General features: G+C 36.1%; 23 protein-coding genes. 5 read left to right on the forward strand and 18 right to left on the reverse strand.

Annotated features, from left to right (window positions below; all coding sequences use genetic code 11):
* Complete coding sequence (locus tag IGJ23_RS09055; RefSeq protein ID WP_034700817.1) at positions 1–1,659, reverse strand: PTS transporter subunit EIIC; 1,659 nt, start codon at positions 1,657–1,659, stop codon at positions 1–3.
* Positions 1,660–1,671: 12 nt separating this feature from the next.
* Positions 1,672–1,983 (reverse strand): PTS lactose/cellobiose transporter subunit IIA, encoded by a 312-nt coding sequence (locus IGJ23_RS09060; RefSeq protein ID WP_034700819.1) that lies wholly within the window; start codon positions 1,981–1,983, stop codon positions 1,672–1,674.
* 219 nt (positions 1,984–2,202) lie between these two features.
* Between IGJ23_RS09060 and IGJ23_RS09065 the strand changes: the two genes are divergently transcribed.
* Entirely contained in the window at positions 2,203–2,961 is a 759-nt protein-coding gene (locus IGJ23_RS09065) for a DeoR/GlpR family DNA-binding transcription regulator (protein ID WP_034700821.1), read from the forward strand.
* Positions 2,962–3,188: 227 nt separating this feature from the next.
* Here IGJ23_RS09065 and IGJ23_RS09070 read toward each other — a convergent pair whose 3' ends face one another.
* The 3 genes from IGJ23_RS09070 to IGJ23_RS09080 all read right to left on the reverse strand — a co-directional run bounded on the left by IGJ23_RS09070 (position 3,189) and on the right by IGJ23_RS09080 (position 7,877).
* A complete protein-coding gene (locus IGJ23_RS09070; RefSeq protein ID WP_034700823.1) occupies positions 3,189–4,148 on the reverse strand; it encodes a transketolase family protein in 960 nt (319 codons plus the stop codon).
* Positions 4,149–5,006 (reverse strand): hypothetical protein, encoded by an 858-nt coding sequence (locus tag IGJ23_RS09075; RefSeq protein WP_034700825.1) that lies wholly within the window; start codon positions 5,004–5,006, stop codon positions 4,149–4,151. It lies immediately after the preceding gene.
* A gap of 1,452 nt (positions 5,007–6,458) precedes the next feature.
* Positions 6,459–7,877 carry a glycoside hydrolase family 1 protein gene (locus IGJ23_RS09080; RefSeq protein WP_034700827.1) on the reverse strand — a complete coding sequence of 473 codons (1,419 nt, stop codon included), beginning with the start codon at positions 7,875–7,877 and terminating at the stop codon, positions 6,459–6,461.
* Between the two features lie 194 nt (positions 7,878–8,071).
* Here IGJ23_RS09080 and IGJ23_RS09085 point away from each other — a divergent pair, with 194 nt between their 5' ends.
* The gene (locus IGJ23_RS09085) at positions 8,072–8,785 is read left to right on the forward strand and encodes a GntR family transcriptional regulator (RefSeq protein ID WP_010718458.1); all 714 of its coding nucleotides are present in this window, start codon (positions 8,072–8,074) and stop codon (positions 8,783–8,785) included.
* A gap of 147 nt (positions 8,786–8,932) precedes the next feature.
* Complete coding sequence (locus tag IGJ23_RS09090) at positions 8,933–10,279, forward strand: PTS sugar transporter subunit IIC (RefSeq protein ID WP_207433505.1); 1,347 nt, start codon at positions 8,933–8,935, stop codon at positions 10,277–10,279.
* A gap of 562 nt (positions 10,280–10,841) precedes the next feature.
* Here the strand turns inward: IGJ23_RS09090 and rplS are convergent.
* From rplS to IGJ23_RS09135, 9 genes are all read right to left on the reverse strand, one after another.
* Positions 10,842–11,189, reverse strand: a complete 348-nt coding sequence (gene rplS / locus IGJ23_RS09095) for a 50S ribosomal protein L19 (protein ID WP_002286913.1) — start codon at positions 11,187–11,189, stop codon at positions 10,842–10,844.
* A gap of 137 nt (positions 11,190–11,326) precedes the next feature.
* Positions 11,327–12,076: a tRNA (guanosine(37)-N1)-methyltransferase TrmD gene (gene trmD / locus IGJ23_RS09100; protein WP_094940995.1), complete on the reverse strand. Its 750-nt coding sequence runs from the start codon at positions 12,074–12,076 to the stop codon at positions 11,327–11,329.
* The gene (rimM, locus tag IGJ23_RS09105; protein ID WP_010718461.1) at positions 12,066–12,590 is read right to left on the reverse strand and encodes a ribosome maturation factor RimM; all 525 of its coding nucleotides are present in this window, start codon (positions 12,588–12,590) and stop codon (positions 12,066–12,068) included. The genes trmD and rimM overlap by 11 nt, the downstream gene beginning before the upstream one ends.
* 150 nt (positions 12,591–12,740) lie before the next feature.
* Entirely contained in the window at positions 12,741–13,583 is an 843-nt protein-coding gene (locus IGJ23_RS09110; RefSeq protein WP_010737912.1) for a hypothetical protein, read from the reverse strand.
* A gap of 107 nt (positions 13,584–13,690) precedes the next feature.
* Positions 13,691–13,939 carry a KH domain-containing protein gene (locus tag IGJ23_RS09115; RefSeq protein WP_010718463.1) on the reverse strand — a complete coding sequence of 83 codons (249 nt, stop codon included), beginning with the start codon at positions 13,937–13,939 and terminating at the stop codon, positions 13,691–13,693.
* Between the two features lie 11 nt (positions 13,940–13,950).
* Positions 13,951–14,226 (reverse strand): 30S ribosomal protein S16, encoded by a 276-nt coding sequence (gene rpsP, locus IGJ23_RS09120; protein WP_010718464.1) that lies wholly within the window; start codon positions 14,224–14,226, stop codon positions 13,951–13,953.
* A gap of 100 nt (positions 14,227–14,326) precedes the next feature.
* A complete protein-coding gene (locus tag IGJ23_RS09125) occupies positions 14,327–15,097 on the reverse strand; it encodes an ABC transporter permease subunit (RefSeq protein WP_010718465.1) in 771 nt (256 codons plus the stop codon).
* Complete coding sequence (locus IGJ23_RS09130) at positions 15,094–15,993, reverse strand: ABC transporter ATP-binding protein (protein ID WP_010737913.1); 900 nt, start codon at positions 15,991–15,993, stop codon at positions 15,094–15,096. The genes IGJ23_RS09125 and IGJ23_RS09130 overlap by 4 nt, the downstream gene beginning before the upstream one ends.
* Positions 15,993–16,193, reverse strand: coding sequence for a PLDc N-terminal domain-containing protein (locus IGJ23_RS09135; RefSeq protein ID WP_010737914.1), 201 nt, complete (start codon positions 16,191–16,193; stop codon positions 15,993–15,995). Before IGJ23_RS09135 ends, IGJ23_RS09130 begins: the two co-directional genes overlap by 1 nt.
* A 338-nt stretch (positions 16,194–16,531) precedes the next feature.
* Here IGJ23_RS09135 and IGJ23_RS09140 point away from each other — a divergent pair, with 338 nt between their 5' ends.
* Entirely contained in the window at positions 16,532–17,086 is a 555-nt protein-coding gene (locus tag IGJ23_RS09140) for an NADPH-dependent FMN reductase (RefSeq protein ID WP_010718468.1), read from the forward strand.
* A gap of 216 nt (positions 17,087–17,302) precedes the next feature.
* Here the strand turns inward: IGJ23_RS09140 and IGJ23_RS09145 are convergent, their stop codons facing one another.
* A complete protein-coding gene (locus tag IGJ23_RS09145; protein ID WP_053766610.1) occupies positions 17,303–18,022 on the reverse strand; it encodes a thioredoxin family protein in 720 nt (239 codons plus the stop codon).
* 287 nt (positions 18,023–18,309) lie between these two features.
* Here IGJ23_RS09145 and IGJ23_RS09150 point away from each other — a divergent pair, with 287 nt between their 5' ends.
* Entirely contained in the window at positions 18,310–18,531 is a 222-nt protein-coding gene (locus IGJ23_RS09150) for a helix-turn-helix domain-containing protein (protein ID WP_228196763.1), read from the forward strand.
* A gap of 117 nt (positions 18,532–18,648) precedes the next feature.
* Here IGJ23_RS09150 and IGJ23_RS09155 read toward each other — a convergent pair whose 3' ends face one another.
* From IGJ23_RS09155 to ffh, 3 genes are all read right to left on the reverse strand, one after another.
* Complete coding sequence (locus tag IGJ23_RS09155; protein ID WP_207433555.1) at positions 18,649–19,179, reverse strand: dihydrofolate reductase family protein; 531 nt, start codon at positions 19,177–19,179, stop codon at positions 18,649–18,651.
* 5 nt (positions 19,180–19,184) lie between these two features.
* Positions 19,185–19,766: a DNA-3-methyladenine glycosylase I gene (locus tag IGJ23_RS09160; protein WP_207433511.1), complete on the reverse strand. Its 582-nt coding sequence runs from the start codon at positions 19,764–19,766 to the stop codon at positions 19,185–19,187.
* Positions 19,767–19,981: 215 nt separating this feature from the next.
* On the reverse strand, positions 19,982–21,400 hold the full coding sequence (ffh, locus tag IGJ23_RS09165) for a signal recognition particle protein (protein ID WP_010718476.1): 1,419 nt from the start codon (positions 21,398–21,400) through the stop codon (positions 19,982–19,984).
* Between the last annotated feature and the right edge of the window lie 9 nt (positions 21,401–21,409).

Consider the following 21,409-nt stretch of genomic DNA (forward strand, 5'->3'; position numbering starts at 1 on the left):
TCATGTTAGATTTTCAAAAACAAAGTTGACCGCATCAGTAGGTGCTTTTGCAAGTTTGACGTACTCGATTCCCGTAGTAGAAACAGTTTGTGTTTTATGGTCCTTCGCACTTTCTCTCAGTTCCTCAAGCATCGAAGCCATTTGCGGAGCTAAGATAATCAAGTCAAACTCGCCAATCTGATCTTTATGTTGCCCATAAGCCATTGCCGTCGCATCCACACCGATACTCAATTCCTTCGCACCCTTTTTAATTGCATTGGCTAACATCGAACTAGTTGCTCCATTGGCACAAAGTACAAGAACATTAGTCTGATCATTCTTTTGTTTAGCAAATGCCGGTGAAACGACTGCTGGTTTGACAGTTGTACTTTCCAACTGATCCCCGTGCCCTATTTCTTTTTCTTTCACTAATAATTCATTGTCATAGGCTTTGAAAAATGGATAGTAAATCGCAAAATCAACGGTTAATAAAACAATCATCAAAACGATCGATAGTCCAGCAAAACCTGTCCCTAAGATCAACCCTACTGGTCCAGGAGTTGTCCATGGCAGATTGTAGATGAATCCATTCATATCTAACACCTCAACAAAAAATTTAAAGATCCAGACATTGAGGATCGGTGCAAGAATAAAAGGAATAAAAAAGATAGGATTCAATACAATTGGTGCACCAAACAGCATGGGTTCATTCACACCAAACAAAACGGGAATCGCTGAGGCACGTCCCATTGTTTTTAACTGCTTTGACTTTGCTAGAAAAGCAAACATCAACGTAATGACCAATGTCGCACCCGTCCCACCTAGTGTGGCAACAAAGTATTGTAAGCCTTGAGATAAAATTTTCGGTGCATGTTCACCACTTTGATACAGTTGAAAATTCATCTCTACATTTGTTATGTAGATGGCAGCAACAGCTGGCTCAACAATAGAGGGACCGTGGATACCGACAAACCAGAAAAACGCCATTGCCCCAAAAATGAGTGCTAACCCAAAATAGCCATCGGCCGCTGAGAAAATTGGTTGGAACAGCTCAATCAATTTTTCTGAAAACCCACTACCGACAAGGTTACGAAAACCCAAATCAAATCCCCAAAAAAAGACGGTCGACAGTGTAATCGGGATCAAATCCTTAAATGTCTGTGAGATATTACCAGGAACTTCCTCTGGCATTTTCACTGTCAAATTCTTGCTAACACAGAATCGATAGATATTGGGAACAATAAAACCAACAATGAACGCTGTCATCAATCCTTTGGTCCCCATGTAATCAGAAGCAAATCCACCTTCTAACGAATCAACCCCAACAATCAAGAAACCAATAAAAGCAGCGATCATGGTTGAAGTACTATTGATTTGATTCGTTTTTGGCAATTTAGTATTAAAGTTTTCTGTCAAACTCTTGGTCACTGTAGCAGCCATTAAGATCCCTAATATCCCCATGGACCCGTTATACGCTTTCATTAGAATGGACTCTATTTCTTCTCCCCAATGAAAATTGAATGCGTTGGGAACATATGCTACCAATAAAAAAAAGCTTGAAAAAAGAATGACAGGGATAAGACTGATAAAACCATCCCTAATTGCTCTTAAATAGGAATTATTAGAAATTTTCTCAAAAAACGGTTTCATTTTTTCGATACGTTTGATCATTGCATTCATACCCAGGCTCCTCTATGATTTTTTATAAATATTAAAGAGATGTTGAATGACATCTTTCAATAGCAACGTGGTCATTAGATGATCTTGGGCGTGAACCATAATAAACCCTACTTCAATTGTTTCACCACTCGCTTCAGCAGCTAACATTTTAGTTTGAGAATTGTGCGCTTCAACCAAACTCTGATTTGCTTCTTCAACTAATCCATTGGCTTCTTCAAATTCCCCCTTCTCTGCTTTAGCTAACGCTTCGATCAATTTCGATCTTGCTTCACCAGCAAAAGCTACCACTTCAAATCCAATCATTGCTACTGTTTCTTTATCCATTTTTCTTCCTCCATTCTCTTACAAGAACATTATATTTGTTCCAGTTTATGTTTGTTTGTGTTCGTTTTTGTCCTTTACAAACAAATAGTAACCGAATGTTTTTAACATGTCAATCTATTTTCTTATACAAATCTTTAATATTTGACAACCTTCTCTGAATGTTTTATGTTTATTTCAAACAAAAAAATAAGAACCACGAAATATCAGGGAGTTTATATCATGTTAAAAGAAGAACGACAAAAATACTTATTAGCACAACTAGAGAAGAACGGCATCGTGAAAGTGGCCGATATTGTTCAAGAATTGAAAGTAGCTGATATGACTGTTCGTAGAGATTTGCAGGAATTGGAGGATAAGGGGTTAATCATTCGCATTCATGGTGGTGCCAAACTATTAAATCCTAAAACTTCCGTGATCGAACTAAGTCATCGGGAAAAAAAGGATCTTCATTTGTCAGAAAAAATAGAAATTGCCACAATCATTGCGAATCATATCCACGAAGGCGATACTGTCTTTTTAGGACCTGGAACAACGATTGAATTAGCTTATGATTTCTTGACGATTAACCATGCTAAAATCATCACCAATTCGATCCATGTGTTTAACAAATTCAAAAGTGATCCTCGATTTGAGATCATCCTGATCGGCGGCTCCTATCGAAATAAGACCGGCGCTTTCGTTGGGACGATCGCCAATGATTTTATTGCAAATATCCATGTAAAAAAAAGTTTCATCGGGGTAAATGGATTAGATAAAACATCCGTTTTCACTTCAAATGAAGACGAAGGATTGACTCAACGTTACGCATTGAACAGCGCTGAAACACGATATATCGTAGCAGATCATCATAAACTTGATAAAAAAGATTTCTATGGCTTTTATCCACTCCAAGAAGTCGACTATTTGATTACCGATTCTGCTATATCCGATAGTCAAAAAGAAACTTTTGGCAAACATGTTCAATTATTAATTGATTAAAACTCTTTTAAGTAGTTAAAGAAACGAAAAATTAAAGGAAGACAGCGCCCAAATGGCCCTTTCATCGGGCCAATCCAAACGCTGCCTTTTTCGTTTTCTTCATTCCCTTGATCAATCAAGGCTCTTTATGTATTTCGATTAGAATCAATATTTCATATGCTTTCTTTGATACACTAATTTTTTTCAAGAAATTTTATCCTTTATCATGATCCAGCTCAATTTTTCCGTTATCGATCTAGCTCATTCGCTAATATTGTTTCAACAATCAACTGAACCACTAAGTCAAAACCTTCTGTCTGGATTGGCACATCCGTTTGTTGCCTAAGCTTCACAATCTCTATCTTTCTCAACGGAACAGCTGCTTTATTTTCTGTAAGAGCTCTGTTCACCGCACTGCTCAAGCCACCAATAACTGCATAATTTTCGATAGTGACCACTTGTGTTTTCCCTTTCAACTCGTTAAGGATCAACTGTTTATCGATTGGTTTGATCGTAAACATATCAATGACTTCGCAACTAATTTGACAGGACTTTAACCGCTTAGCAACATTGAGGGCTTCGTAAACTAATCTGCCAGCGACAATAATTAAAATATCTGTTCCATGCCATACAATGTTTCCTTTGCCTAATTGAAAAGTCGTTTCTTTTTTATAGATATTAGGTATCCTTTTATTTTCTCCGCGTACATAGTGAATACCGCTCAATTGGCTAAATTCTTTGATGATCCATGCCATTTGTACCTCATCTGTTGCTTCACAAATAATTGAATTTGGGATCATTGTCATCAACGCTAAATCTTCCCCTAGTTCATTGACGCGTTCCTTTCCATTTCGATTAGAAGCGAAATATTCCCCAAAAATATTGATGGTATTTCCACCGTATCCTTCGGAAATAAATAATTGATCAAAAATTTTTCGAATCGCATGAGAATCAAAAAGATGGATAAAAGGTTGGTAGCCAGCTAAACTTAACCCCGCTGCAATACCTACCATGTTCTCTTCATCCACAGGCATGTTGAGATATCTCTTTGGATGTTCATTTTTTAAATCAACCCAGTTACTAAATGATTCAAACTTATTTTCTAACGCAACGATATTGTGGTTTTTTTTCATTAATTCATTTAATGTATCAACTATGCAAGTACGAAGTTCTTTCCTTACAGATAACGAGTTACTTAACTGAACCATTTAGCTCATCCTTTCAAGCTTTTCTTGTAATTTCAAAATCGTTTTTTCAATCTCTTGATGGAATGTTTTAGGAATTTTTTTACTTGAATCCTCATGATCGTCCATTGTTAAGTCTGATAGCACTCGCTCTGGATAACTTTCTAAAACAATACAGAAGGCTTGTGTCGTCCTCATTTTATACTCTTCAATCGCCTCATTGATTGCTTTGATATTTGTCCCATCAACGAGCAACGTATAAAACCCAGCCTTCTCTGCTTTTCTTTTCAATAGATAAGATTTCTCATACCTTTTGCTTAACTGTTCTCGTTTTCTATAACCACTATCAATAATTACCAAGCAATGATCTAATTTAAAATGAGCAATACACTGAAATACTTGCCAGCAACGTTCATCTTTTAATTCGTCTTCATCCATCACTAAATAAACATCATTTTCCTTATTTGCTATTTTTAATCCCATCGCAAGACCTGCAGCTATTGCAACACCGTTATTTAAGTCCCCGATTGTCACATCGATTCCAGGAGTCTTTGAACGATCTAACTTTTTAGGGAGTCTGTCCCCTTGATGACTCATCGTCCATAGCCACTTCTTATCAAAATACCCTAGATTAGATAAAGTACTATATAATTCCAATACCGCATGACTTTTAGCTAAAACTAATTGATCACGATTTCCCCAATCTGGTTTTTTCGGGTCAATCTTCATCTGTTTACCGTATAAAACAGCTAACAATTTGATCATAGAAAAAGAACAATCCATTGATTCTTCTCCTCTTTGTTTAACACTTATCAAAATATCTAGTTGAATGTTTAATGCTAATTTTTCCAATTGAGTCACTTGTTTATGATCAATAGCCATAACGATTCCTCCTATAAATGAATTAGAGAATAATTCATGATGCCATACAGATTTTTCACATGATATGTATACTTGCTCTTTTATGATCTGATCAAAATAAGATGATACTCCTTAATCTACAACCTCACTGGACACTTCCCTCCTTTTGAACTGAGTGTAAAGCCATTTTATGTCACCTTATGTCCCCTTTTCCTTCCCTACCCCTTCATATATAACATAAGTACACATCTCATAATATATTCAGTATATTCATTTATAAAATAAAAAAATAGAAAATATTTAATAAGATAAATTTGTTATAATAAAAACAAAAAGTCTGTTATCATAAAAAAATATTACAACAAAAAAATTACATTATCAACATTAAGAATAAAGATACATATGATAAACGAGATACACCTTCCTATTAAAAATGTTATTTTAAAATAACGATAAAAAATATTTCTCTTATTCCATTACCAAACTACCTCACTGAAACCGGAGTAAATTGTTTTGTTAAAAATGAAAATGACTCACCCTATAAAAACTCTTTCGGTATTTCCCATCTGAATATTCCGATCCCTCTTCAATCTCACTGCTCCTAATTATTTTAGGCTTTTTGATTTCCGGCTTTACTAGGACATACTGGTGCGTTGGTTTACTCATTGAATCTTCTATTTTCAAAATAATTTGCAGTTGTTCGTATAGCTAAATGAAATTTCTTGCTAATGTTCATTCAATCGTTGCTTGAACAATTAGTAAAAACATAGAAAAACAATCAGGTATCTAATTGACATTCCGTCGTTTTCATTTACGTGGAAAACAGGATCCATTAATTAAGCACCTTCGTACTCATGGTACTTAATTAAAGAAAATTCGTGAAAGATCGTGCCTAGAACAGAAAAAATAAGCCTGACTTTGACGTAATGAATCAAAATCAGGCTTACTTTCTTTTTAGGTTAATGATTGTTTCAAACCTTTCATTTTACAAAAGAATACGCTACGCTCTCAACTACTATCCCAGTTACTAATCAATGTGTGATAGTTAAACAATTCGTGTACAATACTGAAAATGGCTTCTGGTTTTTTGAACAAAGCGATGAGCTATTTATAGCCAGTAGATCTATGGGAACAAATAAACGAACACCAAGCGTTTTTTGTGTTTCTCTTGAGGTCGTGAAAAGAGTGTCTTGACCTGAGCGCTCACCAAGTAAAAACTGCGACGAGTAATCGCAGGAGCATTAAGAATGAAAATCTCGAAACAGCTCCTCATGTTTTGAGATTTTTTGACTTATCGCCGAAGGTCAGCTCTTTGAACACCGTTTATTCGTTTTTAGAGATACTAGAAGAGACTGAGAGAACTTTTGTCCCAGTCCCGATGCTTATTTGAACAATCCCATTGAATGAATAACTCTATGGTTTCTAGATAAAAGATTTTCAAACAAAAATACAAGTTTTTCCACTCATTTTTTGCTATACCAATCGATCAATATCATACTCAAACCCATTTTGATTGCTTAACTGTTTGTAGAACTCACCACTTTTCTTGATCGTCCGTTTTTGGGTTGGCAGATCAAGAGAAATTAGTCCATAACGGTTCTTATATGCATTGATCCAGGACCAGCAGTCAATAAAGGTCCAAAGATGATACCCTTTGATATTACAGCCGTCATTGATTGCTTTCCAAAGATAAGCGAGGTGATCTTGGATATATTCGATCCGGTAATCATCAATCACTTGCCCACTTTCATCCATAAAACGTTCCTCATCTGCTACGCCCATCCCATTTTCAGAGATAAAGGATTCGATATTCCCATAGTTTTCTTTGATATCCATGCATAAATCATGGATACCTTTTTCATAAATTTCCCAACCACGATATTCATTCATCCGTCGTCCCGGCATCACATGATTCTCAAAAAACCAATCCGGTAAGAACGGACCCTCTTGATTGATTGCAGTTAAACGAGCCTTCACACGACGTGGTTCATAATAGTTCAATCCTAAGATTTGTGCCGTGTTCTCTTTGATACAACGCAGGTCTTCCTCAGTATAATCCGTTGGCAATTGATCATATTCACGTAAAAGGTTAATTAATTTTTCTGGATAAACACCCTTGACCATTGGATCTAAAAAACTGCGAACATAAAAAAGATCCGCAATTTCAGCTGCCTTCACATCAGCGGGGGTTTGACTCCTTGGAAATGTCGGGCTTAAATTCAAGATAACACCTATTTTACTGTTCAAATTCAACTCTTTGTGTGCCGCAATTGCTTTCGCGTGAGCCAAAATAGTAAAGTGAGCCGCTTGCGCTCCTCGTTTGAAATCAATCAAATTTGGATAATGGAAGTCTTCCAAATATGACCCTAAGATCGGCCCCAACGGTTCATTGAAAGTGAACCAGTGGTAGACGAGATCGCCAAACTCCTTGAAACAAGTAACTGCAAATTGCACATATGCATCGACAACTTCCCGTGATTCCCAACCGCCTTTATCCTGTTGGGCTGCTGGCATATCAAAATGATAAAGATTGGCGAATACTTTAATACCATTGTTATTCATCTCAGTAAATAAATCCCGATAAAATTCAACCGCTTTTGGATTTACCTCCCCTACTCCATCATTTGGGAACATCCGCGCCCAAGAGATCGAGACCCGAAAGGAATTATGTCCGGTTTGCTTCATCAGTTGAACGTCTTCTTTATAACGATGAATGTGATCTGTCGTAATTTCTGAACTAATCCTTTGATAAAAACGGTATGGTTGTTCTTTGTACCAACGTTCCCAAACCGTTTCGGCTTTTCCAGTTTCACCACGACCTTCTGCTTGCTCAGCTGACCAAGCAGAACCCCACCAAAAGTTTTCTGGAAATGTTAATTGTTGTTTGTTCATTGTATCCTCCTAAAATGACATTCTCTTGAGTACTACTCCATCATAACACCGCTTCCAAAAAATTGGAATATTTTTTTATTAAAAAATATATACTTTTTATGAATGTTAATTGTTTTACCCTTTAAAGATTGCTAAAATTAAAGAAAGGTATATAATTATTTATATCTTTACGCGATAACTATAGGAGGGAAAAAATGAAGAAGAATGCGAAATATATGGAAGTTTATTCTGATGTAAAAAAGAAAATTGAAAACGGTACTTACGCAATCGGTGAAAAATTACCAACTGGTTCCGAATTGGCAAAACAATATCATACGAGTAAATTGACAGTAAAAAAAGGATTAGACATGTTAGTTTCTGAAGGAGTTTTACATAGTCGAAGTGGATTTGGAACCGAAGTTTTGCGCAAACCGATCCATAATTCGAAAGTTTTCGGTCCAAGCGAAGGTTTTATGAGCGTAGTTGGCGAAGAACATGTAGACTCTGAAATTCATATGTTTTCAATTGAATTACCGTCAAAAAAAATTGCAGAGCGATTACAGATTAACGACAAGGAATACATTTATAATATTGTTCGCAGTCGTTTTGTCGATCAACAACCCTATTCATTGGAACAAACTTTTATGCCGCTATCAATTATTCCTGGTTTGGAACCTAAACACTTGAAAAAATCGGTTTATTCCTATATTCGCAATGAACTGCAGTTAGAGATCAATGCTTCTCACGTTTGGATGAAGGGCGTACTGGCAACCGAGTTTGATGCAAATATATTAGGAATTGATGCCGGAGACTTTATGATCGAAGTTGAAAAAAGTGTTTCTTTGGCAAACGGGACTCCTTTTGAATACTCCATTACAAGGCATTTATATCAAGATTTTGTTTTTGAAGCCGTTTTTGTTGAAAAATGATTGAAAGAGCTGAGGAAATCAGCTCTTTTTTTTGCCCTTTTTCATTAAAGTATATAATTTTAAAAAAAGTTATTTACTTTTATCAAATTCCGTTCTATTATTGAACTACGGTAAGTGCTTACAAATAAAAAACAAGGAGAATATACCATGAAGAAAACAAATAAGAAGGAACAGGTGTTTGAACGATTTGGTATGATCGCATCGAAGCTAGGAAATCAAATTCATATGCGTACATTACGCGATGCATTTGCAACATTCATGCCATTTATGATGTTAGCTGGATTCGTGACTTTGATTAATTACGTTATCTTAGAACCAACTGGTTTTATGGGTAAAATTGTTAAACCCGAAACATTAATGAAAGTTCAAGAAATTGGCATGTCGATCGCCAATGGAACATTGAGTATTACGACGCTATTAATTGTAGCTGCAGTTTCTTATCATATGTGTGTTAGCAGAAATTATACAAATCATATCGCAGCAGTTTTAGTTTCGATCTCAACTTTCATCGTTTTAACACCAATGAAAATGATGTTCACTCCGGAAAATGCAAAAAAAGCGATTGAAGTAACCGGAGTTATTCCAGGTTCCCATACAGGTGCATCAGGAATGTTTGTCGGAATCTTTGTTGGATTAGTAGCTACTGAGCTATTCATTAAATTATCTACAAATGAAAAATTGCAAATCAAACTATCTGGAAATATCCCGCCCGCAGTGTTGAAGTCATTCAATGTATTGATCCCGATCATGATTACTGTTACTGGTTTTGCGATTCTATCTTTCGCTGTCAATCAGTTATTCAACATGGACGTAAATGGCTTGATCACTAAAGCGATCACGGGACCTTTAAGTCACATCACAACTGGTTTACCTGGCTTTATCTTAATCACATCAATCGCCAATTTATTCTTTGGTTTTGGAATTCATCAAGCTGTAATTTCAGGTTCTTTACTTGATCCGTTCTTATTACAAAACATGCAAGAAAATATGGCAGCTTATGCAAACCATGAACACATTCCACATATTATCAACATGGCTTTCAAGGATACTTTTGCTGTTATGGGTGGTTCAGGAAATACGATCGCCTTATTGATTGCGATTTTCATCTTCAGTCGTCGAAAAGATTATAAAGACTTTGCTAAACTATCGGTAACACCAGCGATGTTTAATATCAGTGAGCCGATCATCTTTGGATTACCGATCGTATTTAACTTGAGTCTAATTATTCCGTTTGTGTTAGCACCAATCTTCTCATTAGTAACTGCCTACTTTGCGACTGCAGCCGGCTTAATCAATCATGTGGTAGTTCAGATACCGTGGACCACACCACCAGTTATTTCAGGATTCCTTGCGACAGGTGGGGATTGGCGAGCAGCAGTATTGCAAGTTCTAATCATTGCGGTTAGCGTATTTATCTATCTACCATTCCTACGAATTGATGAACACGTAACGGCAAAAATGGCTCAAAAGGAAGCTGAAATCACTAATCAATAATTGACACCTCCACTCCTAAAAAAGTGTCCTTTCTCGTTTAGTAAATATGTAAAAAAACGTCCTCAATTCACTTAACAACCGACATTTGGGATCATCGTTGCATTTTGAATAAGTTGAAATTATGAGACTGATGAATCAGAACAGATTTTTCAGTCTCATTTTCAGTTAACTTGCCAATGACAAAACGATTGTTAGTAAAAACATTCAAAAAAAGTTCTTATTATTCAAGGACTGTCGCAATTTATATTTTTAGACACTCTCTAGCAGGATTTTTTTCTGATCTCTTTAATCCGCATAGCGTTTGCGTGTAGTACATATAAACTTGATAAGCTGATTACGTTCACCTACCAGATCTGTCGCCCCTTTGGTATGAATAGGACTGTCATCGTGTCATCTGATTGACGTATATTTAAGATATACCAAAGTGACTCGACTTTTTGCTCCTTGTTTGCCACTCTTGCAAATCTATAATGTCAAACAATCTAGATTTACTGCTTATAAAAATAATCAAAAAAAGAACCCTTGAAAATCAAGGGTTCTTCCACTATCAGATAACGATAGATTAACGACGGATTTCTTTGATACGAGCAGCTTTTCCGTGTAATGCACGTAAGTAGTACAATTTTGCACGACGTACTTTACCGTAGCGAACGACTTCGATCTTTGCAACACGTGGTGTATGCAATGGGAATGTACGTTCAACGCCTACTCCGTTAGAAACTTTACGTACTGTATAAGTTTCGCTGATTCCAGCTCCGCGGCGTTTGATTACAACACCTTCAAATAACTGGATACGTTCACGTGTACCTTCGACAACTTTCGCATGAACACGTACAGTGTCACCAGGGCGGAAAGCTGGGATGTCAGAACGTAATTGTTCTTTTGTTAATTCTTCGATTAATGGATTCATTGATCTTTTCTCCTTATTCCAAACATTCTTATGAGTTTTCCCTCACAGCGGAACATCGTAATAGTTAAGTGCTTTTGCACTCACCATAAAATATTATCACACTATCAATTTAGTGTAAAGAGTCATATTGATATTTCTTATTCTATTTCGTCTGATTCTTCTTTTTTGACTTCTTCTAACAATTTCAGCATTTGTGAGGTCATTGTTAATTGTTCCAATAAGTCAGGTCGGCGTTGATAGGTTCTTCTTAAGGATTCTTTCAGTTGCCATTCTTCAATCAATTTATGGTTTCCATTTGTTAAAACTTCTGGGACTTTCATCCCGTTAAATTCTGCTGGCCGTGTATATTGAGGATGTTCCAATAATCCCGTTGAATAAGAATCTGTTTGAGCGGATGTTTGATTTCCTAAAACATCCGGTAGTAAGCGGACTGTTGCATCAATCATCACCATTGCGCCAAGTTCGCCACCAGTCAAGACATAATCACCTAAAGAGACTTCATCCGTAACTAGCGAACGGATTCGTTCATCATAGCCTTCGTAATGTCCACAAATAAATACTAAATGTTCTTCATTCGAAAATTCTTCCGCCATCGCTTGATCAAATCGTTTACCAGCTGGATCCAATAAAATCACACGTTTTTTTGTTTCAGGATTTGCTTGTTCAATTGCTTTGATATTGTCATAGATAGGTTGGACTTTTAACAACATCCCTGCCCCGCCACCATATGGATAATCATCGACCGTTTGGTGTTTATTATCGGAATAGTCTCTAAAATTAGAAACATTGATCTCTAACAATCCTTTATTGACCGCTTTACCGATGATCGATTCACCCATTGGTCCTTCAAACATTCGTGGGAAGAGTGTTAAGACATCAATTTTCATCATCGATCAATCCTTCTGGAATCTCGACGTAAATGACCCCATTTTCTAAATCAACTGTTTTAACCACTGAGTCAATATAAGGAAGCAAAACATCCTTTTTCTTTGGTCGTTGGACTACCCAAACATCGTTAGCACCTGGTGAAAGAATTTCTTTGATTTTACCTAATTCATTTCCATTTTCCTCAACGACCTTTGCTCCAATGATCTCATGATAATAAAATTCATTTTCTGGCAACTCGATCGTTTCTTCTTTTGAAACTTTTAAAATACCGTCTCGATATTTTTCAACATCATTGATTGAAGGATGCCCTTCAAAACTTAACAAGTCAAAATTTTTATGTTTACGATGACTTTTGACGGTTAATTCAATTGGCGCTTTCTTCTCTTGAAACAAGGTAAGTACAGCACCTTTTTTATATCGTTCTTCTGGAAAATCTGTGGTAGAAATGACGCGCACTTCTCCTTTGATCCCTTGAGTATTTACGATTTTTCCAACATTTAAATATTCAGTCAACTTGTATCCCCTTTTCCTTTTCACACATGTTTCAACCAAACAATGGTTTTTAAATGGCTGAACGTGTTTTTGACGTATCTGCCTTATTTTAGCATGTGTGCATATGCAATTCTACTTTCTTTTCGCTTTTTGATGTCATTTTCCAATCATTTATTGGTTCATAGAAACAGCCATTTTCAATGCGGAAAGAGTATCTTTGTGGGTAACAGTATAAACATTTTTAGGCTCTTGCCAGCTTACTTGTGTAGCTTGTTGGGAAGAATCATTCATTTCAACCGTAATTTTCCCGTACTTCTCAGGAGCAGGCAAACTTGCTTTTTCTAAGTAAGCAACGATTTCTTTGGCTAACGGTACAGGATCTTGTCCTTCAATATTACTTGCCCGGACACGAATACTCCAATTTCCTTCTTGCCATTCTAGAATACTAGATCCCGCTGCTCCTTGTTGATAGCCAGTAATATTGTAGCCCAAATCGACTTGTCGGCCGTTTGTATCAACCGTAACTGGTTGCAAGGCATCAATTGCTTCTTGACTAGAAGCAAAGCCATACTGGTAAAGATAAGAAGCCATCGGGGTTTCTTGATTTAACTCTTTGGCATTTAAGACATAGGCTTTGGGTAGGTCATAGTATAAGATTGAAAAGCCCTGTTTGGTTTCGGCAGCAGCGATGTTTAATTTCCCTGTTGTAATCGGTATCTCTTGTGGCATCGGTGTTGTTGGGTATTTTTCTTTCAGTTCTTCAAATGCGGTTTGTGCTTGTTTATTCTGTGTAGATGTTTCTGTTTTTGTAGTCGCCGTTTCCGTTGTATTTCCAGACATCTCAGAGCTTTCACTCTTTTTGGTTGTTGATTGAGTATCTGTTTCTTTGGAACTACTATGACTCGTTGAATGAGTCTCTGGTGTCGCCGTATCAGTTGTTTCAGTAGAATTATTTGTTCCTTGACAGGCACTTAAAAGTAAAAGAGCTGGTATCAATAATGCAACTTTTTTCATAGGTATCTACTCCTTTCTATACTTTAAGGATACGCTTTCTATAATCATTTGCCAAGTAGTCCCCTCAAAAAGAAAAAAGCTGTCTCGTCAAGACGAAACAGCTTTTTTTATTCCTTATGATCGATAATATTTAAACGCACTTTTTTCGGTGCATTTGTTCGTACCCCGTAAACGATCGTACGAATTGCTTTCGCAACACGCCCTTGTTTACCGATGATACGACCAATATCTTCAGGAGCCACAGTTAGGTTATATTCATAGAAGTCTTTTGACTCAGTGACTTCTAACTGGACTTGTTCAGGATAAGTGACTAACGGACGAACGATTGTTAAGACTAATTCGCTTAAATCTTTCATATCCGATCACCTTATTTCTTTGAGAATTTAGCTTCGTGGTGTTTTTGCATAACGCCTTCTCTTGAAAGGATGTTACGTACAGTATCAGAAGGTTGCGCACCTTTAGATAACCAGTTAAGAACTAAATCTTCTTTTAAAACTACTTCTGCAGGGTCTTTCAAAGGATTGTAAGTACCTACAGTTTCGATGAAACGTCCATCACGAGGAGAACGTGAATCAGCTACGACGATACGGTAAAAAGGACTCTTTTTAGAACCCATACGTTTTAAACGGATTTTAACTGCCATTATATATTTCCACCTCCATTGTTTTATTCACAAGTTGTAGTGTAACAGTTTTTTTTTACCCTGTAAAGCTTTTTTTCTTTACAGCTAATAAAAAATTTTTTCAACTCTCTTTTTTATTGAAAAAAAGAATTCCTGTCACTAAAAAGGCAGCAATCATCAAACCTGTTACCACTAAAGAAAAAGAATAGTTACTCGAATCAATCCTTTCCCCTAATGCGTTCGAAACTGTCGTTAAATAAAAAGGAGAATACTCAGCAACTTTTGTAAACATAGATAACAGATAACAGCCAGCCACACAAATCCCTCCACAAGCTAGCACAAAATAGCCAGAAGAAATAAAGGAGGACAACCATAGAAATAAAGTATATAACCACACACCCCATAAATAATAATAAAAACTTCTTGTCCCTAATTGAACAACCAGCTCATTATCCCAATAAATAGCAGTATAAAAGTAAGTAATGAAGGAGCAACCCCAAAAACCAACTGCCCAAAAAAACTGTCCCATGATCCATTTAGTAAAATAAATTTTCCAGCGAACCATTCCTTTGGTTAAAAGATTAATCAATGTTCCTTTTTGATATTCATTCGTCAATGTCGAGCTAAACAATAACAAAAACAATAAAAGAAACATAGGCATGTTTTTATAAAATTGTCCCCAAGAAGTCAGCGCATCTACATTGACTTCCCCGATTTTCATACCAGATGCTGCTAAATTTTCTGACATCGATTGAACGATGTAGGGTGTTAATTTGGCTATCAGTGGATTCATGATCCCAAAAATGATCGTTAATGAAAGCAACAGTAATAATCTACCTGTACGCCAATTTTCCTTCCATTCTTTTTTTGAAAATGCGAGTAATTGCTTCATTTGTCCACCACTTCCATAAAAATTTGTTCTAAGGAAGGTTCTAAACGATGAATCGATTGAATCGGTAATTTGTGATCAACAATTAAAGATAGTGCACGAAGTAAGTCTTCGTTAGTTCTGCCAGGATAAATAAGGGTTTCATTTTTCATGATTGCTCCCGGCAAAAGCGATAAAAATTCTTGAGAATGTTTCACAGTTGGAAATTGGATTTCAAATCCTTCATTTTTAGGATGGGTTTTCAATTCTGCTACCGTGCCTGATAAAACGATTTCTCCTTTATTTAAGAAAGCCACTTCATCACAAATTTGTTCCACGTCTGATAGAATATGTGTGGAAAAAAGGATCGTTGTTTGCTCTTTGACACGTAATAAGATATCCAAAATTTCTTTACGCCCCAATGGATCCAACGCCGAAGTCGGCTCATCACAAATAAACAGTTTTGGTTCGTTCAGTAACCCTTGGGCAATCCCCAAACGTTGCTTCATCCCTCTTGAAAAAGTCCTAATCCTTTTTTTCTCGTGAGCCAATCCGACTAACGCTAATAACTCTTGCGTTTTTTGTTGGATTTTATGTTTAGGCATCTCGGTGATTTCCCCGCATAATTGCAAATACTCTTCGGCGGTAAGGTAGTCATAAAACATCGGAATATCTGGCAAATAGCCGATCCAGCGATTCGTTTTTGTTTGACCATAGTGAACCGTTTCATCATTAACCTTGATTGTTCCAGCATCTTTTTTTAGCAACCCCAAAATCAATTTCATCGTTGTCGTTTTCCCTGCACCATTTTTTCCAATAAACCCAAAGATCGTCTTTTCCTTTACGGTAAGGGAAAGATGGTTCAACACTTTTTTTTCACCAAAAGATTTTGATACATCGATTAGTTCAAGGATCGCCATTATGCCTCCTCCTTACCGAACACGAAATACAAGATTGGACCAACAAATTGAAATCCTATGAGAATTACGATGATCCAGAGTGTTCGACTGCCAAATCGATAATGCGTATGAGTCAAAATATGATAAAGGGCATAAAAAAATAACCCAAGTTGTATGATCACTAACGGGATCAAAAATGGTAAAAACTCGTTAATATGCATTTGTTCCACCTACCAATTTCATCTTTTTATTTGATGCTGCGTTACCCCAAGTCATGCGATGATGTGTACCGATGTTTCAATGAGAAACATTCTTTATCAAAAGTTCATGTACTACACTCTTTTCTAAAAAAATCACACAAACTCCTTCAGACAAGACTTCTATTCACTAATTATAGAAGATCCATGTCAAGTGAAGCAAATATATATACGCAATAACTACTATAAGTAGTCGAAAAAAGTAGTTAAGTTAGTCACTATGTTCCTCAAGTGTTTTTATTTGCTGAGTTTACTTATTTTTTGTAAGATAAATATAGAAAGTTTGAAGGAGGAATTGTTTTATGACTAAAAAAATTGGATTTTTTGTAGGTAGTTTGCGTAAGGATTCGTACAATAGAAAAGTAGCAGAGGCTTTCGCTAACTTGCTACCTGAAGGATATGAAGGTGTTTTTGTAAAGATCGATGATCTTCCTTTTTATAACGAAGATCTTGAAACTCCAGAGAATGCTCCTGCTGAATGGAGTCGTTTCCGTGATGAGGTCAAGGAATTAGCAGGTGTTGTTTTTGTTTCTCCAGAATACAATCGTTCGGTTCCTGCTGTACTTAAAAATGCACTAGATGTAGGCTCTCGCCCTTACGGTCAAAGCGCATGGGACGGCAAACCTGGGTTAGTTGTCACTGCTTCCCCTGGCGGTATCGGTGGATTTGGCGCGAACCATCACCTACGTCAATCACTTGTATTCTTAAATGTTCCTACCTTACAACAACCTGAAGCTTATATTGGCAATATTGCAAACTTAGTTGATGAAGAAGGTCATATTGTGGAAGGAACACTCAGCTTCTTCCAAACGATTCTAGATGCTTATCTTGATTTTTTAAATAAATTAACTAAGTAAAAATTAGCTTTGATAAGCGATGGGTCGAATCAAATAGATCATATATGAAGGAAACAATCGAAAAAAGGTTGTGACCTGTCTAGCTCTGAAAAACAAGCCGAAGAATCCGAAAATAGCTTCTCCTATTTTTGGAATTCTTCGGCTTGTTTTCCTATTTATGGTCAAAGTACTATCACTACTAGAATCTGTCATACTAGCATAGCCCCCGCGATCTAATTATTTACTTATTTGTTCAGTTTTGAGCTGAGTAAATTGTTTCATTCTATTTTCTATCTCATTATAGGCCTTATTTCCATGAAGTACTTTGACAATTTTACCACCTTCCATAAAGATGACTGCTGGCACGCTAACCACACCAAGTTCATTATAAAACTTTTTAAAATTAGATACTTCTTCTTCATTTCCAGTAGTATTCAGGTAATTGATTCTCAGACCTTCTTTACTTAAAAATGAACTTAATTTTGGCTTAAAAATGATACATTCTGGACAATTGTCTCTTCCCACATAAATAACTGTATCTTCATTACTTTTAATTAATTCCTTGATTTCATTTATAGATGTTTCCTTAAACGGTTCTTTATTTAATACAATACTATTCATTAAGAGAACTTGTAGCAAAATGGCAAACAATGAAATTATTAAATATATCATTTTCTTATAGCGTTTTGTATATGTGATTCCTAATATTACAAAAGTGAAACAAAAATAAAATAATAGAATTTGTATCCCAAAATTCTGATTAAAATTAAATTCAATTGCGTTTCCTAAATCATTCGTATTCCCTATGACAGTAAATAAATTATAAGGTGCGTGAAAATTTGTTCCATAAAAAAAACTGATCAAGCAAATAGGGATAATTGACATGATTAACATCAAAAATGTAATAAAAAATGATATACCGCTACATTTTAAAAGATCAACGAATATTTTTCTCATAGACTTTCCTTCTCCCATCTAAAATTAATAATAGAAATAGTTACTAATATACCGATTAATAATAATAGTACTATCAGAAAGAGATGGATAGAAATTGAAAAAACATTAATCCAATCAAATCTCCTTAATTTATCATTTTATAGAAAGTAAAGTAATCGTTTACTTTTATATATGTAAATCGTATACCCTTGTATTATTTTAGTAAAGGGGAAAATTTCCCCACACAACACCTTTTAAATACAATATGTTACCTATATAATTCAAGGTGAAGTGCTTTATATTAAGGGGTGATTTGTATTTTCTATGCAAGGTGGTTAAAACGAAAAAGATTAAAGGCAAATTATACTCAAACATTTGTTGCAAATTATCTCAATGTAAGTCGAGAAACCGTTTCTTGTTGGGAAAGAGGAAAAGGAAGACCTAATTACGAATGTTTGCGCAATATTTTTAATCTTTATCGTTGTAGTGATAAAGAAATCGCTCAATTTATTAACATGAGAGACGATTAAGACTTAAGTTAGTTATAATATACATCATACTAACTTAAGTCTTAATCGCCTTCTCTCTTGATTTAATCAAACTATTTTTAAACAATAATACTTGCCATCACAACATAATCTTTCCCATCATATTCCACGATTACTTACATAATGCAATTCAATGAACTCTCCAAAATAATTAGTATCAACTAGTTTCAAGCGTTCTTCGTATGTGCCTTCTTGAAACAATCGAATACCTTCTCCTAAAAGCACAGGTGCGATTTGGATCCACCATTCATCGATCAAATGATTTTCGATCAAAGGTTTCAACAAATTCCCACCACCAACGACCCAGACTGTTTGGTTAGAATGTTCTTTTATGTTTTTCACGAATGAAACGGGATCTTCATGAACAACTGTTGCATCATTTAATATCAGCTCTTTATTAGAAGAAAATACAAAATTCTTTTTTTCAGGATACAGATGCTCAGTTGCTAACAATTTTTTGGCTTCCTGATAAGTTTTTCTTCCCATAATCGTTTGATCAATTGTTTGATAAAAAGCCTCGTAAGTTGTTTTTTCTCCAGTTGGTGTGTCAAATAACCACTGTAAACTATCCTCTTTTGTTGCTAAGTAGCCATCTAAACTAATGGCACCATAAAAGACGATTTTCCCCATCATATTCACTCTCCTTTTCCCATCTGGCTGACTTCTTGTTTGCGAAAGCAATGATCTAAATGATCATTGACAATTCCCACAGCTTCTAAAAAAGCATATATCGTTGTGCTTCCGATGAATTTAAATCCGCGTTGTTTTAGATCTTTGGCGATTTGATCAGATAACGGGCTCGTTGTTGGTACCTCATTTTGTTCTTTATACGAGTGATTGATCACTTGATGATCCGAAAATGACCACAAATAATCCGCAAAACTACCAAATTCATGTTGGATTTTTTGGACACCCTGAGCATTGGCTACCGCTGCTTCAATTTTACGACGGTTACGAATGATCCCTTTATTTTCCATCAACTCAATGATTTTTGCTTCTGTATATTCGGCTACTTTACCGATCGAAAAAAAGTCATAAGCTTCATCAAAGGAGGCACTTTTATTCAAAATCGTTTGCCAGCTTAATCCCGCTTGATTGATATCTAACATCAATTTACGAAAAAGTAATTGATCATCATATTCTGGAACACCCCAAACTGTGTCATGATAATGTTTCATACTTGCTGTTTGCTCACCCCAAGGACATCTTCGTTTCATTCTCTTCACCTCTTAGCTTTATTGTACCATTCCTTTGTTTCTCTATCTAAAATGAGGAACGCTATGGCAGGTAGTTTTTGAATTGGGTTTATCTAGTATGCAAAAAAAGAATCGCAAAGCCAGCAGAAGCTAACTCAACGATTCTTTCGATGGATGAAACGGTAAACAAAATTCTACTATTATAATAGAAGTACGATAGACGTACGATAGAAGCTTTATTTCCGTTTTTTCTTTTTCTTTTTGTTTTTCTTGATCATGCGATTCATCGCCATTTTTCCAAGTTTTCCTTTGACACCTGTGCCAAACATTTGGTCCATTCCAGGAATATTCATATCTCCCTTAGACATTTGTTGCATCATTTTGCGTGATTCTTTAAATTGCTTAATCATGCGGTTAACTTCAACCACACTGTTACCAGAACCTGCGGCAATCCTTCTGCGACGACTTGGATTCAATAAATCAGGGTTTTCTCTTTCTGCAGGTGTCATTGAGTAAACCATTGCTTTTTTACGTTCGACATCTTTAGGATCTACTTTGACATTTTCAATCCCTGGTACTTGGTTCATCCCAGGAATCATTTTGATCAGATCCTCTAACGGTCCCATCCCCATCACTTGATCCAACTGTTCAATGAAATCATTGAAATCAAATGAATTTTCCCGCATTTTTTTCGCTAATTCTTCTGCTTTTTTCTCGTCATAGTCTTGTTGCGCTTTTTCGATCAACGTCAACATATCGCCCATACCAAGAATACGGCTTGCCATACGGTCTGGATGGAAAACTTCAAGATCTGTTAATTTTTCCCCTGACCCGATGAATTTGATTGGTGCGCCAGTCACAGAACGGATCGAAAGTGCTGCACCACCACGTGTATCACCATCTAATTTAGTAATAACTACCCCAGTGATCCCTAGTTGTTGGTTAAAACTATCTGCCACATTGACAGCATCTTGACCGGTCATCGCATCGACAACCAACAAGATTTCATTTGGTTGTGTTAATTCTTTGATTTGTTTCAATTCATCCATCAGGGTTTCATCGATATGCAGACGCCCCGCCGTATCGATCAGAACATAATCATTTTTCTTTTCTTTTGCTAATTCCATCCCTTGACGAACGATCTCAACTGGACTAACATCTGTTCCCATATCAAAAACAGGTACATCTAATTGTTGCCCTAGAACTTTCAATTGATCGATCGCAGCTGGACGATACACGTCACCTGCGATTAGTAAAGGACGTGCATTTTCATTTTTCTTTAAATAGTTGGCTAGTTTACCAGTAAACGTCGTCTTACCTGCCCCTTGCAAACCTGCCATCATGATGACTGTTGGAATTTTTGGTGATTTATTCAATTCAACAGTTTCTGCTCCTAAAGTGATCGTCAATTCTTCATCAACGATCTTAACGATTTGTTGTGCAGGTGTTAAACTTTCTAATACTTCTACACCAATCGCCCGTTCTCGAACACGCTTCGTAAAGTCTTTTACTACTTGTAAGTTTACATCGGCTTCTAGTAATGCAAGGCGGATCTCCCGCATCATTTCTTTGACGTCAGCTTCTGAAACTTTCCCTTTTTTTCTTAACTTGCTCATTGCCTGTTGAAGGCGCTCAGTTAAATTTTCAAATGCCATGATTTCTTC

This window comes from Enterococcus sp. DIV1682a, from assembly GCF_051711005.1.
Taxonomy (GTDB): Bacteria; Bacillota; Bacilli; order Lactobacillales; family Enterococcaceae; genus Enterococcus_B; species Enterococcus_B hirae.